We start from the raw sequence: 12780 nt of genomic DNA, 5'->3' as shown, positions 1-12780 counted from the left end.
CTCGTTCATGGTTGTCGTCGCAGCTCGGTCTTGCCCAGCGCGGCCAGGTGGACCTCCTCGGGGCCGTCGGCGAGGCGCATGGCGCGCGCGGCGGCGAACATCGCGGCGAGCGGCCGGTCGCAGGAGAGTCCGGCGGCGCCGAACAGCTGGATCGCGCCGTCGAGGAGGCGCTGCACGGCACGGGGAACGGCGATCTTGATGGCCTGGATCTCCGTCATCGCCCGCTGGTTGCCGACGGTGTCCATGAGCCAGGCGGTCTTGAGGACGAGCAGCCGCAGGGCCTCGATGTCGATGCGGGCCTCGGCGGCCCAGGCGCGGACGGTGCCCTTGTCGGCGAGGGGCCCGCCGAAGGCGACGCGGTCGTTCGCCCTGGCGCGGACGAGACCGAGGGCGCGTTCGGCCATGCCGAGCGCGCGCATGCAGTGGTGGACGCGGCCGGGCCCGAGGCGGGCCTGGGCGATGGCGAAGCCGCCGCCTTCGTCCCCGATGAGGTTGGCGACAGGCACGCGGACGTCGTCGAAGGCGATCTCGGCGTGGCCGCCGTGGTCGCGGTCGTCGTAGCCGAAGACGGTCAGCGGCCGCACCACGCGCACGCCGGGAGTGCCGCGCGGGACGAGGACCATCGACTGCTGCCGGTGCCTGGGCCCTTCGGGGTCGGTCTTGCCCATGACGATGAGGACCGCGCAGTCGGGGTTCATGGCGCCGGTGGCGAACCATTTGCGGCCGTCGACGACGTACTGGCCGCCTTCGCGGCGGATGCGGGTGGCGATCTGCGAGGCGTCCGAGGAGGCCACGGCGGGCTCGGTCATGCAGAACGCCGAGCGGATCTGCCCGTCCAGCAGCGGTTCGAGCCATTCGGCGCGCTGCTCGGGCGAGCCGAACTGGGCCAGGAGCTCCATGTTGCCGGTGTCCGGTGCGGCGCAGTTCATCGCGACGGGGGCGAGCCTGGGGCTGCGGCCGGACAGCTCGGCCACGGGCGCGTATTGGAGGTTCGTCAGCCCGCCGCCCGCTTCGCCGGGCAGGAACAGGTTCCACAGCCCGCGTTCGCGGGCCTCCTTCTGGAGCGAGCGGACCACTGGGCGCAGCGACCAGTCGCCCGGCGTCGACTCCACTTCGGCCTCCAGGACCGGTTCGGCGGGGAGGACGAGCTCATCGAGGAAGAGGCGCATGTCCCTCGTCTTCGCCTCAGTGAGCGCGTCGGGGGCGAAGTCCATCACGCGTCCTTTCCGGCCGACGCGCGCGCCAGCCCCTCGTCGGCCAGCGGCGCCACGAGCGCGCCGATCCTGTCGAAGCCCTCGCCGACGGTCTGGCCGCCGGTGTAGCGGTAGTGGATGCCCTCGAGGATCACCGCGAGCTTGTAGCAGGCGAACGCCCGGTACCAGGACAGGTCCGGAACGGCGGCCCCGGATCGGGCCGCATAGGCGTCCACCACTTCGGCGAACTCGGGGTAGCCCGCCCCGGGCACGATCGCGCCCGAGGCGGCCCCGCCGCCGGGCAGTTCGCGGATGTGCCAGTACATGCCGAGCATGCCGAGGTCCACGAGCGGGTCGCCGAGCGTGGCCATCTCCCAGTCGAGGACGGCGGCGACGCGCGGCGCGCCGGGCTCCCCGGCGACGATGAGGTTGTCGAGCCGGTAGTCGCCGTGCACGACGCCGGAGCGCGCCCCGCCCGCGGGCACCGATCCGGCGAGGCGCTCCTGGAGCGCGTCGAGGGCGGGCAGCTCGCGGGAGCGGGAGGCGTCGTACTGGCGGCGCCAGGTCGTCATCTGCCGGTCGAGGTAGCCGCTGGGCCTGCCGAAGTCGCCCAGTCCGACCGCATCGGGGTCCACGGCGTGCAGGTCGGCCAGGACCTCGGCCAGTTCGATGCCGAGCCGTCGCAGGCCGCCTCGTGTCCATCCGGCGTTCTGCGCCGGGCGGGACAGCACCTGGCCCGCGACATGCTCCATGACGAAGAAGTCCGTGCCGGTCACCTCGCCCGCGCCGGTGTCGTCGACGAGGTCGACGGTGGGCGGCACGGGGACGATGCCCCGCAGGGCCGTGATGACCCGGTGCTCGCGGCGCATGTCGTGCGCCGTGGACAGCACGTGGCCCAGCGGCGGGCGTCGCAGCACGAGCGGCACGGCCGCGCCGTCCACCCGGTAGGTGAGGTTGCTGCGCCCGCCGTCGATCAGCGCGGCCCTCAGCGGCCCCTCACCGGTCAGCTCCGGGTGCTCCCGAGTCAGCCACCGGCCCAGCCCGTCCACGTCGAGGCCGGGCACCGCGGTCGACTTGGCCATGCGGTCTCCTTTCCAGTCGTCCGCTCGGGCGCCCCTGTTCGCGAACACGGTCCAGCGGCGCCCGAGCGCGGTTCACTCGTCCGAGCCGTCCCCTTGGGGCGGCTGCGGGATGCCGTCGTTCTCCAGCGGCACCGGCTGGGCCTCGACGGCCGTCACCCGGCCCGCGCCGACGCTGTAGACGGGGCCCGCGTAGTCCTGCACGCCCTCGTTCACGACCGTGATGCCGACGCTGCGGTACGCGGCGTGGTCGTCCTCGCTGTAGGCGAGCGGCACGATGCCGTTGCCGACCAGGTCGCCGGATTCCACGGCCGCGACGAGCGATTCGCGCGTCGGGTCCGCTCCGGCGGCGGCGAGCGCCTCGGCGAACAGGTAGCCGACGCTCATGCCGAAGACGGTGTTGCCGGTGAACGGCGCGCCGTCGTTGTACTCGTCGTTGATCCGCCTGAACAGCTCCACCCACTCGTCGTCGGGACTGAACGGCAGGTAGTTGACGCTGACCATGCCCTGGAGGACGAGGGGGGCGACGTCCTCGCCGAGGTAGCCGACGAGCGTCGGGTAGTCGCCGCCGGAGGAGGAGACGTACCACTGCGGGAACCAGTCGAGCTCGGCGGCCGTGCCGACGGCGAGCGCGGTGAACCCGTTGATGGTGCCGAGGACGTTGACCTCGCAGCCGGCCTCCATCATGGCGCCGATCTGCGCGGTGACGTCCTGATTGGAGGTGGAGTAGGTCTGGATCTCGGCGAGTCCGTTGCCGCCCACGACCATCTCGACGCCTTCGAGGATGCCCTCGCCGTAGTCGTCGTCCTGCCCGAGGACGCAGATGAGCGCCCCGGGGTGCTGATCCACGGCGTACTGCGCCAGGGCCGCGCCCTCGGTGACGTAGTCGGCGTTGAAGGCGAAGGTGTTCGGGTAGACGCCGGGCTGGTTCCACGTCAGGGCCCCGGAGGAGACGAACAGGTCGGGCACCTCCTGCTCGTCGAGGTAGTCGAGGACGGCGCTGTGGGTGGGCGTGCCGAGGCCGTTGACGATGGCGAAGACCTCGTCCTCGGTCACCAGTTCGCGCACCGCGGTCTGGGTCTGGGCCGGGTCGTAGGCGTCGTCCTTGACGACGTATTCGATGTCGCGGCCGTGGATGCCGCCGTTGTCGTTGACGTAGGCGAAGTAGGCCGCCGTGGCGGCGGAGATCGTGGAGTATCCGGCCGCGGCCGGGCCGGTGAGGGGCTGGTGGGTGCCGATGGTCACCGTGTCGTCGGTGATGCCGGGGGTGTCGTCTTCGTCGGGGGTGCTGCAGGCGGCCGCGCCGAGGAGCGCCGCGGCCGTCAGGGCCGCGACGGCCGTTCTGCTGGTGGGGGTGTGCATTCCGATCACCTCTCTGTGTTCATGAAGGCTCTGTGCTCATAAAAGCTTTGTGCTCTTGGAAAGCGCTGTCGTGGAAAGCGGTGCGTGGTTCGACGGGGCCGTGTCGTCAGTGGACGGTCTCCGGCGCGGGAGGCGGTTGAGCAGTCCGGCGACGCCGTCGGGCCGGGCGAGGACCACGGCGATGACGACGGCTCCGAAGAGGAGGACGGCGAGGTTGCCGTCGAGCCGCCGCCCGAGCTCGGCGGGCACGGCCTCGGCGGCCGTGTCGATCAGCCAGGGCAGGACGACGACGAGGACGGCGCCGATCGCGGCCCCGCCGATGCTGCCGAGCCCGCCGACGACGGCGGCGACCACGAGCAGCAGGGAGAAGCCGAGCCCGTAGCCGCCGGGGGTGACCTGCTGCGTGGCGACGGCGAGCACCGCCCCGCCGAGCCCGGCCGGGATCGCACTGGCGGCGAACGCGCCGGTCTTGACGAGCGCGGGGTCCACTCCGGAGAGGCCGGCGGCGGTCTCGTCGTCGAGCACGGCCCGCATGCGCAGGCCCGCCCGTCCGCCGCGGATCACGGCGAGCGGCGTCACGGCCACCGCCGCGATGGCGATCGCGAGCCACGCGTGCCACTGCTCGACCGCGATGAGGGCCGAGAGCGCCTCGGGCACGGGAAAGAACGGCGCCGGGAGGCCCTGATCGCCGCCGAGTGGCAGCACGTTGGCTGCCGAAGGCAGGGCGATGACGAGGGCGAGGGTCAGGCCCGCGAGGTAGGGGCCGCGCAGGCGCGCGGCGGCCAGGCCGAGCAGGAGACCGAGGGCGCCGGAGGCGGCCGCGGCGCCGCCGAGCCCGGCGACGAGGACGACGGCCGGACCGGCGCCGGGCGCGGCGTCTTCGACGGCCGTGGCGGCCGCCGCGTACCCGTAGCCGCCCGCGGCCATGAGGACGGCGTGGCCGAGGGAGAGCTGGCCGGTGAGTCCGACCAGGACGGTCAGCCCGGCGACGGCGGCGAAGACGCCCGCGGCGGTGGCGAGCTGGTAGTTGCGGAAGGGGTCGAGGCCGAAGGTCGCGGCGATGGCGACGAGGGCGATGAGCGCGGCGCGCAGGGTGGTCCTCATGCCTTCCTGGCCTCCCCCGCCGCGAAGAGGCCGCCGGGCCGCAGCAGGAGCACGACCGTCAGCAGCGCCAGCACGGCCAGCGGCGCGGCCGAGGCCGAGACGTACCCGGTGACGAGGCCCGAGAGCATGCCGACGCCGATCCCGGCCGCGAGCGCGCCGAGCGGCGAGTCGAGCCCGCCGACGACGGCCACGGCGAAGGCGTCGACGAAGAGCAGGTCGGCGGCGTGCGGGCTGAGCCCGAGTTCGGTGGGCACCGAGAGGAGTGCGGCCAGGGCGGCGGTCGCCACCGAGAGCGTCCAGCCGACGGTGACCATGCGCGGCACGCGCACCCCGAGGAGCCGGGAGGTCTCGGGGGCGAATGCCGCGGCCCGCAGTCGCAGGCCGAGCGAGGTCTTCGTGAACAGCAGCGCGAGCGCGCCCATGACGGCGGCGGCCGTGGCGAGGACGAACAGGTCGTACGGGGAGAGGACGGGGACGCCGCCGATCACGAAGGGCCGCTCGGAGAACGGCGCCCGCATCGGCCGGTGCTCGGGGCCGAACGCGATCGCGAGTCCGGCTTGGAGCACCATCACCAGGCCGATCGCGCCGATCATGCCGGGCAGCGGCGTGCGGTGCGGCAGGCGCCGCATGAGGCCGCGTTCGACGGCCGCGCCGAGCAGCGCGCCGGTGGCGAGTCCGCAGGCGAGTCCGAGCCAGTACGAGCCCGAGGCGGCGGTGACGGCGAAGGCGGCGTATACGGCGACGGCCGCCATGGCGGCCTGGGCGAAGTTCACCGCCCTGGCCGCGCGCCACACGATGACCAGGGAGAGGGCGAAGAGCGCCAGGACGGCGCCGCGCGCCAGTCCGGTCGAGAGGAGGAAGACGAAGCGGTCCACTGGGCTCCTTTCAGAATCCGAGGTAGGCGTGCCGGAGGGCGGGGTCGGCGGCGAGTTCGGCGGCCGGGCGGTCGGCGACGGCCTCGCCGAGGGACAGGACCACGCCGCGGTCGGCGACGGACAGGGCGCCGGTGACGTTCTGCTCGGCGAGGAGCACGGTCAGACCGGTGCGTTCGGCGGTGTCGCGCAGGACGCCGAGGAGGTGGGCCACGACGATCGGGGCGAGCCCGAGCGAGGGCTCGTCGAGCAGCAGCACCGCGGGGTCGGCGACGAGCGCGCGGGCGAGTGCGAGCATCTGGCGCTCGCCGCCCGAGAGGGTGTGCCCGGCCGAGGCGCGCCTGCGGGCGAGCGGTTCGAACAGCTCGTAGGCGGCCGCGACGGCGCGGGTGCGGGCGGGGCCGCGGTGGCGCCACAGGGCGCCGAGGCGGAGGTTCTCCTCGACGGTGAGCTCGGCGACGACGCTGCGCCCTTCGGGGACGAGCGCGAGGCCGCGCCTGACGCGGTCTTCGGTGGACAGTCCGGTGAGGTCTTGCCCGCCGAGGAGGACGCGGCCGCCGCGGGCGGGCACGAGGCCGCAGACGGCGCGCAGGAGCGTGGTCTTCCCGGCGCCGTTGGCCCCCAGGAGGGCCACGACGGCGCCGTCGGGCACTTCGAGGCTCAGGCCGTCGAGCACGGGGGCGCCGTCGCCGTAGCCGACGGTCAGGTCGCAGAACGCCAGGGTGCTCACGAGGCCGCCTCCAGACCGAGGTAGGCCTCTTCGACGGCCGGGTCGGCTCGGACCTCGCCGGGGGTGCCGGAGGCGATGACCCTGCCGAAGTCGAGGACGACGACGCGGTCGGCGACGTCCATGACGAAGTCGACGTGGTGCTCCACGAGCAGGACGGCACACCCGGCGTCGGCCGTGGCGCGGACGGTGTGGGCGAGATCGGCGATGTCGGCCTCGCCGAGGCCGCCCGCGGGCTCGTCGAGCAGGAGGAGTCCGGGGCCGGTGACGAGGGCTCGGGCGAGGGCGAGGCGTTTGCGCTCGGGGTACGGGAGGGTCCCGGCGGGGCGGTCCGCGTCCGCCGCGAGGCCGAGGTCGGCGAGCGCGGCGCGGGCCTTGGACGCCTTGCGGGTGGCGGGGCCCGGGAGACTCGACAGCGGCACCAGGACGTTCTCGAGCACGGTCATCCGGTCGAAGAGCCCGAGCCCCTGGAGGGTGCGGGAGACGCCCGCTGCGAGGAGTCCGGTGGCTTTGGAGGGAGCGGGGCGGCCCGCGAGCCGCACGTGCCCCTTCCGGGGCCGCACGAGGCCGCACACGGCGTTGAAGACGGTGGTCTTGCCCGCGCCGTTCGGTCCGATGAGGGCGACGGTCTCGCCGTCGCCGACGGTGAACGAGACGCCGTCGAGGGCCTTGAGGCCGCCGAAGGCCACCTCGATGCCGCATACCTCGAGTCGTGGCGGTGGAGGGGTCGTGGTCGTCATCGGCGCCTCTTCGTGGGGTTCGACTGGTTGGTGTGTTCGGCGGGGTGTGCTGCCACTCTACATGAAATACCGACCGGACGGTATGTTGCGGAGCCAGGGGATTCGCCTCGATGGAAGATCACGGCTCAGCGGTGCGGGATGCCCGCCGTCATGCCGCCGTCGACCACGATCTCGGCGCCGGTGAGGTACGCCGAGTCCTCGCCCGCGAGGAACAGGACCGCACCGGTGAGGTCGCCCGGTGCCCCCGGGCGGGACAGCGGGATGACGAGCGAGTCGGGGTCGATCCGCACAGTCATGTCGGTGGCGATGAAGCCGGGGTGGACCGAGTTCACGCGGATTCCCGCGGGGCCGAGCTCGACGGCGAGGGACTTGGTGAGCCCGCGCACCGCGAACTTCGATGCGGTGTAGCCGTGGAGGTGGACGCTCCCGCGCAGTCCCTCCACAGAGGAGATGTTGACGATCGAGCCGCGCCCGGCGGCCTTCATGGCGGGGACGACGGCCCGGCAGCCGAGGAACGTGCCGGTGAGGTTCACGCCGATCACCGCGTGCCACTTCTCCAGCGAGAAGTGCTCGATCGGCGCGGCGTTCGCGATCCCGGCGTTGTTCACCAGCACCTCGACGACGCCGAACGACTCCAGCGTCTCGCGGACGACGCGCGCCCAGGCCGCCTCGTCGGTGACGTCGAGCTCGGTGAAGCGGGCACCGTCCCCCAGCTCGGCTGCCAGCGCCTTCCCCTCCCCGGCGAGGACGTCGGCGATGACGACGCGCGCCCCGGCGCCATGCAGCGCCCGCGCACAGGCCGCGCCGATGCCGCGCGAGGCGCCGGTGACGATCGCGACGCGTCCGCTCAAGTCCCCCACTGCCGCTCCCTCACTCCGCGACCCGCACCACGAGCCGCCCGGTCGTCGCGCCGCCCGCGAGGTCCTGGACCGCCGCCGACGCCTCCTCGAACGGCACGGTCCCGCCCACCACGGGGCGGACGGCGCCCTCACCGGCCAGCCGCACCAGCTCATCGTGCGCGCGTTCGACGAGGTCGGGGCGCCGCCGCTGGTACAGGGCCCAGTGCAGGCCGAGCACGCTGTAGTTCTTCACCAGGGCGTGGTTCGCGCGGACCGCGGGCAGCTCGCCGCTCGCGAACCCGACCACGACGATGCGGCCCTCGAACGCGACGCAGCGCGCCGATCCCTCGAACGCCGCACCGCCGACGGGGTCGAAGACGACGTCGGCGCCGCCGTGGGCCTCCTTGACCGCCGCGATCCAGTCGTCGCCGCGCAGCAGGACCTCCTCGGCGCCCGCCGCCCGCGCCACGTCGGCCTTGGCCTCGCCGCCGACCACGCCGATCACCTCGGCTCCGGCGGCGGCGCCGAGCTGGCAGGCCGCCGTGCCGACGCCGCCCGCGGCGGCGTGCACGAGCAGCGTCTCCCCCGGCCGGATCGCGGCGCGGCGGTGCAGGCCGAACCAGGCCGTCTGGTAGGCGATGGTGAGCGCGGCGGCGGCCGCGTCGTCGAGGGAGTCCGGCGCGGGGCGGACGGCCTGGGCGGGCAACGCCGCGTACTCGGCCATCACGCCGATCTTCGAGCCGACGACGCGCTGCCCCACGGCCAGGCCGGTGACGCCCTCGCCGAGCGCGGCGACGTCGCCGCACAGCTCGATCCCGGGCGTGAACGGCAGTTCGGGCCGCTCCTGGTACTGGCCGCGCGCCAGGAGCACGTCGGGGAAGTTCACGGCCACGGCACGGACCCGCACGAGGACCTCGCCGGGACCAGCGGCGGGCACGTCGGTCTCCCGCAGCGCCATGACGCGCTCGGGCTCGCCGTGCGCGGTCACCTGCCAGGCCCGCATCGCCTCAGTCATCGGTCCTCCTGATGCCGCGCAGGAACAGCTCGGTGAGCTGGTGGGCGACCTCGGTCTCGTCCTCGGGGCCGTCGGGCGAGTACCAGTGCGAGAGGTAGTGCACGTCGGAGAAGAAGTGCGCGATGAGGACCGAGACGGGGATGTCGTCCCTGAGCGAGCCCTCGGCCTGGCCGCGGGTGATGAGCGCGGCGAACTCGTCGTGGTACTCGCGGCGGCGCCGCTTCACCTCCTGCTGCCGTTCGGGGGTGAGCATGTGCTGGCTTCGGAAGAAGACGGTGCCCTCGGGGAGGAACTCGATGGACGTGATGACCACGTCCTCGCACACGGCGCGCAGCACGTCCTCGGCGGCGCCGCCGGTCGCGATGATCTCGTCGAGCCGCCGCTTCTGGAGGGACAGCATGCGCTCGTAGATCGCGAAGAGCAGGTCGTCCTTGGACGTGAAGTAGTGGTACATGGCGCCCTTGGTGACACCCGCGGCCTTGACGATCTGCTGCACACTGGTGTTGGCGTAGCCCTGGGCGGCGAACAGCTCCAGGGCGGCGCGGAGCACTTCATCGGCGACGTTCGTGGTCTTCATGGCTCCCATCCTTCACCCCACCGGCCGGATGCCGGCGCCGCCGTCGATCCTGAGGGTCTGGCCGGTGACCCATGCGGCGTCGTCGGAGAGGAGGAAGGCGGCCGGGCCCGCGACGTCGTCGGGGACGCCGAGGCGGGCCAGGGGGTAGGCGCGGGCGACGCCTTCCTCGCGGCCCTCGTAGAGCGCGCTGGAGAATCTGGTCTTCACGACGGCGGGCGCGAGGGCGTTGACGCGGACGGCGGGCGCGAGCTCCTCGGCGAGCTGGGCGGTCAGGTTGATGAGCGCGGCCTTGGAGACGCCGTAGAAGCCGATGTTGTCGCTGGCGGCGGTGCCCGCGATCGAGGACATGTTCACCACCGACCGCAGTGCGCCGATGGCGAGGGACGCTCGCGTCCACTCCAGTGCCGCGAGGACGTTGACCTCGAAGATCTTGCGGGCGGCGTTCGCGTCCAGCTCGGTCAGCGGGCCCCAGGCGGGGTTGATCCCCGCGTTGTTGACGAGGTGGTCGAGCCCGCCGAAGCGCTCGGCGGCGTGGCCGATCGCCGCAGTGCGGTGCTCGGCGTCGTCGACCCGCCCGGGGACGCCGGAGGCGCGCTCCTTCCCGAGGTCCGCCACGGCGGCCTCCAGGGCGTCCTCGTCGCGCCCGGTGATGACCACCGAGGCGCCCTCGGACACCAGGCGACGGGCGATCGCGAGGCCGATACCGCGGCTCGCTCCGGTGATCAGGGCGGTCCTGCCCTCGAATCGCTGCATCCACGCCTCCGTACCGTCTGGTCGGTTTGTGGGAGACCTTATCACGGGCCCCGCCCGACCGAGGCGGTACCGTCGTGGGGTGACCGCGCCACTGACCCCCGAAGCGGCGGCCGCGCGCCGACTCGCGGAGGCCGAGTCGGTCACCGTGCTGACCGGCGCCGGGATCTCCACCGACTCCGGCATCCCCGACTTCCGCGGCCCGCAGGGCCTCTGGACGAAGAACCCCGCCGCGCAGCACCTGTTCACGATCGAGAACTACCTGGCCGACCCCGACGTGCGGCGCCAGGCGTGGCGGGCCCGGCTGGCGAACCCCGTCTGGGCGGCCGAGCCCAACGACGCCCACCGGGCCCTGGTCGACCTCGAAGCGGACGGGCGGCTGGAGGCGATCCTCACCCAGAACATCGACGGCCTCCACCAGGCGGCCGGCTCGTCGCCCGAGCGGGTCGTCGAGCTCCACGGCACCGCCCGATGGGCGGCGTGCCTGGACTGCGGCGAGCGCACCCCCATGCCGGAGGTGCTGCCGAGGATCGAGGCGGGCGAGGACGATCCGCCGTGCCTGCGCTGCGGCGGGATCCTCAAGTCGGCCACGGTCTCGTTCGGCCAGCAGCTGGACCGGGACGTGGTCGCCGCGGCAGTCGATGCGAGCACCGGGTGCGACCTGTTCATCGCGATAGGCACCTCCCTGACCGTCCACCCCGCGGCCGGGCTGTGCGACTGCGCGCTCGACGCCGGGGCGCGGCTGGTCGTCGTGAACGCCGAGCCCACGCCGTACGACGAGTACGCCCACGCGGTGGTGCGCGAGCCGATCGGCGAGGTCCTCCCCCGCCTGACGGCGGCGGCAAGGCGGTCTTGACCTCCTCTCCGCGTTGAAGGGGGAGACTCCCGGCTGCGGCACCGTTCGGCACGGCACCGCCACGGGTGGGTTCCTGTTTCATCCCGCTGCGCCGTCTGCCGGCGGTCCGCGGGCGTTTGACGTGTCCGGCAGTCCCTCGGCCACAGGGCGACGGCCTTCGCGCCCGATGTCGATCTCAGCGTTCGCCTCCCGGTCATGACGCCCGCCGCGCCCGCACACCCACTCGCGAACCTTGAGCCTCTCGATCGCGGTCGGCCCGGTCGGCGCACCGCAGACCGAGCACCACCGTCAGGCCCGCCCTCCTCGGCCGTCCGGGCCTCGCCGAGGAGGGCGCCGAACCCGCAGTGCGTCCAACGTCTCCGCGGCGCCTCTCAGGACGTGTCCTGGGTTCGCGGCGGCCAGAGCGCGGCGCCGCTGGGAGACGCGGACGTGGAGCGCCGCGGCGGGGTCGGCGGGCGCCGACTCGCCCCACAGGTCGTCGACGAGGCGGTCGGCGGACACCGCGCGGCCCTCGTGGACGAGCAGGTCGGCCAGGAGCGCCCGGACCTTGCGTCCGGGAATCGGGACCGGCTCGTCGCGGTCGTTCCGCACGGCCAGCGGGCCGAGGATTCCGAAGTGCACGGCCCCCGCGGCGACATGGAAAACCCCGGAGGACGAGGGCCGCAAACTGGCAATTTGTCGTACATACGGACTAAAATTGATGGTGAGGGTGTACTCCAGGGGAAGAGGAGTTGCGTGCACATGATTCAGATCGACTCACGCGCGCCGGTGTCCGCAGAGCCGGTCCGCCGGACGGCGGCGCGGGGCGGGCTCCCGGGCGGCCGCGCCGACGCCGCCGAGAAGGTCGGGGCGCTGGTGTTCCTGTCCGACGACGTCCACGTCCCCACCGAGCAGGTGGCGGCGTTCTACGAGGTGCCGGTGGAGGACGTCAGGCACCTCATGCGGCAGCACCGCAGGGAGCTGCGGGCGGCGGGGCTCGCCGAGCTCCGCGGCGAGCGGCTGCGGGCGTTCAAGGAGCGGTGCGCGGACGGCCTGTCCGCGCACGACCTCCGCTCCTCGCAGCTGGTGGTGTGGTCGCGCGGGGCCGTGCTCGCCGCCGGGCAGCTGCTGCCCGACTCGCCCGTGGCCGCGCAGGTGCGGCGGTTCCTGCTGTCGGCCGAGGAGTCCGCGGCCGTCGACCGGCGCCTGGAGACGGCGCGGTTCACGCGGTTCCAGGAGCGGGCCGACTACCAGGGCGTGCTGCACTCGATGAAGATGGGCGGGGCCGTCTCGGAGGACTACCGGCTGATCCAGAACACGCTCTACGCCGGCCTGTTCGGGATGACCGCGGCCGTCATCCGGGAGAGCCGCGAGCAGCTGGACGGCGACAGGAAGCGCGACGGGTCGTTCACGGCCGCCTCGGCGCGGATCGCGAAGAACTACCTCACGGAGAACGAGCTGGAGCTGCTCGACAACGTCACCGTGACCATCAACGCCCAGTTGAACATCAAGTATCCGAGAGGCGCGACGGTGGACCAGATGCTCGGCGTCGTCTACAACGCCGTCGCCCTGTTCCGCCCCCGGATCCTGCGGGTCAGGTCGTAGGGGCTCCCCGGAACGCGGCCCGGCCGGAGCCCGACGAGGGTCCGGCCGGGCCGCCGCCCGGCGGCATCACTGGGGCGTGCGT

Annotated in this window: 14 protein-coding genes; 2 read left to right on the top strand and 12 right to left on the bottom strand. The window is 73.4% G+C overall.

Translation table 11 applies throughout. The features are described from left to right. Positions 1-5: 5 nt before the first annotated feature. The 11 genes from H613_RS0113285 to H613_RS0113235 form a co-directional block, all read right to left on the bottom strand. Entirely contained in the window at positions 6-1214 is a 1209-nt protein-coding gene (locus tag H613_RS0113285) for an acyl-CoA dehydrogenase family protein (protein ID WP_026924184.1), read from the bottom strand. Then, positions 1214-2275, bottom strand: a complete 1062-nt coding sequence (locus tag H613_RS0113280) for a phosphotransferase family protein (RefSeq protein ID WP_026924183.1) — start codon at positions 2273-2275, stop codon at positions 1214-1216. Before H613_RS0113280 ends, H613_RS0113285 begins: the two co-directional genes overlap by 1 nt. Before the next feature lie 72 nt (positions 2276-2347). Continuing rightward, the gene (locus H613_RS0113275) at positions 2348-3634 is read right to left on the bottom strand and encodes an ABC transporter substrate-binding protein (RefSeq protein WP_035738072.1); all 1287 of its coding nucleotides are present in this window, start codon (positions 3632-3634) and stop codon (positions 2348-2350) included. Positions 3635-3670: 36 nt separating this feature from the next. Beyond that, positions 3671-4738: a branched-chain amino acid ABC transporter permease gene (locus tag H613_RS26415; RefSeq protein ID WP_084546596.1), complete on the bottom strand. Its 1068-nt coding sequence runs from the start codon at positions 4736-4738 to the stop codon at positions 3671-3673. Then, positions 4735-5613: a branched-chain amino acid ABC transporter permease gene (locus H613_RS0113265; protein ID WP_026924181.1), complete on the bottom strand. Its 879-nt coding sequence runs from the start codon at positions 5611-5613 to the stop codon at positions 4735-4737. Before H613_RS0113265 ends, H613_RS26415 begins: the two co-directional genes overlap by 4 nt. Before the next feature lie 10 nt (positions 5614-5623). Continuing rightward, positions 5624-6340 (bottom strand): ABC transporter ATP-binding protein, encoded by a 717-nt coding sequence (locus tag H613_RS0113260; RefSeq protein ID WP_026924180.1) that lies wholly within the window; start codon positions 6338-6340, stop codon positions 5624-5626. Next, entirely contained in the window at positions 6337-7077 is a 741-nt protein-coding gene (locus H613_RS0113255) for an ABC transporter ATP-binding protein (RefSeq protein ID WP_026924179.1), read from the bottom strand. The genes H613_RS0113260 and H613_RS0113255 overlap by 4 nt, the downstream gene beginning before the upstream one ends. Before the next feature lie 125 nt (positions 7078-7202). Beyond that, entirely contained in the window at positions 7203-7937 is a 735-nt protein-coding gene (locus H613_RS0113250; RefSeq protein WP_026924178.1) for an SDR family NAD(P)-dependent oxidoreductase, read from the bottom strand. Positions 7938-7947: 10 nt separating this feature from the next. Beyond that, the gene (locus H613_RS0113245; protein ID WP_211234813.1) at positions 7948-8931 is read right to left on the bottom strand and encodes an NADPH:quinone oxidoreductase family protein; all 984 of its coding nucleotides are present in this window, start codon (positions 8929-8931) and stop codon (positions 7948-7950) included. After that, positions 8924-9508 carry a TetR/AcrR family transcriptional regulator gene (locus H613_RS0113240; protein WP_026924176.1) on the bottom strand — a complete coding sequence of 195 codons (585 nt, stop codon included), beginning with the start codon at positions 9506-9508 and terminating at the stop codon, positions 8924-8926. The genes H613_RS0113245 and H613_RS0113240 overlap by 8 nt, the downstream gene beginning before the upstream one ends. Before the next feature lie 12 nt (positions 9509-9520). Beyond that, positions 9521-10261 carry an SDR family oxidoreductase gene (locus tag H613_RS0113235; RefSeq protein WP_026924175.1) on the bottom strand — a complete coding sequence of 247 codons (741 nt, stop codon included), beginning with the start codon at positions 10259-10261 and terminating at the stop codon, positions 9521-9523. 79 nt (positions 10262-10340) lie between these two features. Here H613_RS0113235 and H613_RS0113230 point away from each other — a divergent pair, with 79 nt between their 5' ends. Then, positions 10341-11114 (top strand): SIR2 family NAD-dependent protein deacylase, encoded by a 774-nt coding sequence (locus H613_RS0113230; protein WP_245598554.1) that lies wholly within the window; start codon positions 10341-10343, stop codon positions 11112-11114. Between the two features lie 288 nt (positions 11115-11402). On the opposite strand, the gene H613_RS0113225 is transcribed toward H613_RS0113230, so the two are convergent. Next, positions 11403-11735 (bottom strand): AfsR/SARP family transcriptional regulator, encoded by a 333-nt coding sequence (locus tag H613_RS0113225; RefSeq protein ID WP_026924173.1) that lies wholly within the window; start codon positions 11733-11735, stop codon positions 11403-11405. A gap of 120 nt (positions 11736-11855) precedes the next feature. Here H613_RS0113225 and H613_RS29295 point away from each other — a divergent pair, with 120 nt between their 5' ends. Continuing rightward, positions 11856-12698: a hypothetical protein gene (locus H613_RS29295; protein ID WP_051393320.1), complete on the top strand. Its 843-nt coding sequence runs from the start codon at positions 11856-11858 to the stop codon at positions 12696-12698. The last annotated feature ends 82 nt before the right edge of the window (positions 12699-12780 follow it).

Source organism: Glycomyces arizonensis DSM 44726 (assembly GCF_000482705.1).
GTDB lineage: Bacteria > Actinomycetota > Actinomycetes > Mycobacteriales > Micromonosporaceae > Glycomyces > Glycomyces arizonensis.
This window is presented reverse-complemented; position numbering and strand designations above follow the sequence as displayed.

What these genes read in the sequence shown, in the direction of transcription:
- H613_RS0113285 (WP_026924184.1), bottom strand. Translation starts at nt 1,214, where the DNA reads ATGGACTTCGCCCCCGACGCGCTCACTGAGGCGAAGACGAGGGACATG.
- H613_RS0113280 (WP_026924183.1), bottom strand. Translation starts at nt 2,275, where the DNA reads ATGGCCAAGTCGACCGCGGTGCCCGGCCTCGACGTGGACGGGCTGGGC.
- H613_RS0113275 (WP_035738072.1), bottom strand. Translation starts at nt 3,634, where the DNA reads ATGCACACCCCCACCAGCAGAACGGCCGTCGCGGCCCTGACGGCCGCG.
- H613_RS26415 (WP_084546596.1), bottom strand. Translation starts at nt 4,738, where the DNA reads ATGAGGACCACCCTGCGCGCCGCGCTCATCGCCCTCGTCGCCATCGCC.
- H613_RS0113255 (WP_026924179.1), bottom strand. Translation starts at nt 7,077, where the DNA reads ATGACGACCACGACCCCTCCACCGCCACGACTCGAGGTATGCGGCATC.
- H613_RS0113245 (WP_211234813.1), bottom strand. Translation starts at nt 8,931, where the DNA reads ATGACTGAGGCGATGCGGGCCTGGCAGGTGACCGCGCACGGCGAGCCC.
- H613_RS0113240 (WP_026924176.1), bottom strand. Translation starts at nt 9,508, where the DNA reads ATGAAGACCACGAACGTCGCCGATGAAGTGCTCCGCGCCGCCCTGGAG.
- H613_RS0113235 (WP_026924175.1), bottom strand. Translation starts at nt 10,261, where the DNA reads ATGCAGCGATTCGAGGGCAGGACCGCCCTGATCACCGGAGCGAGCCGC.
- H613_RS29295 (WP_051393320.1), top strand. Translation starts at nt 11,856, where the DNA reads ATGATTCAGATCGACTCACGCGCGCCGGTGTCCGCAGAGCCGGTCCGC.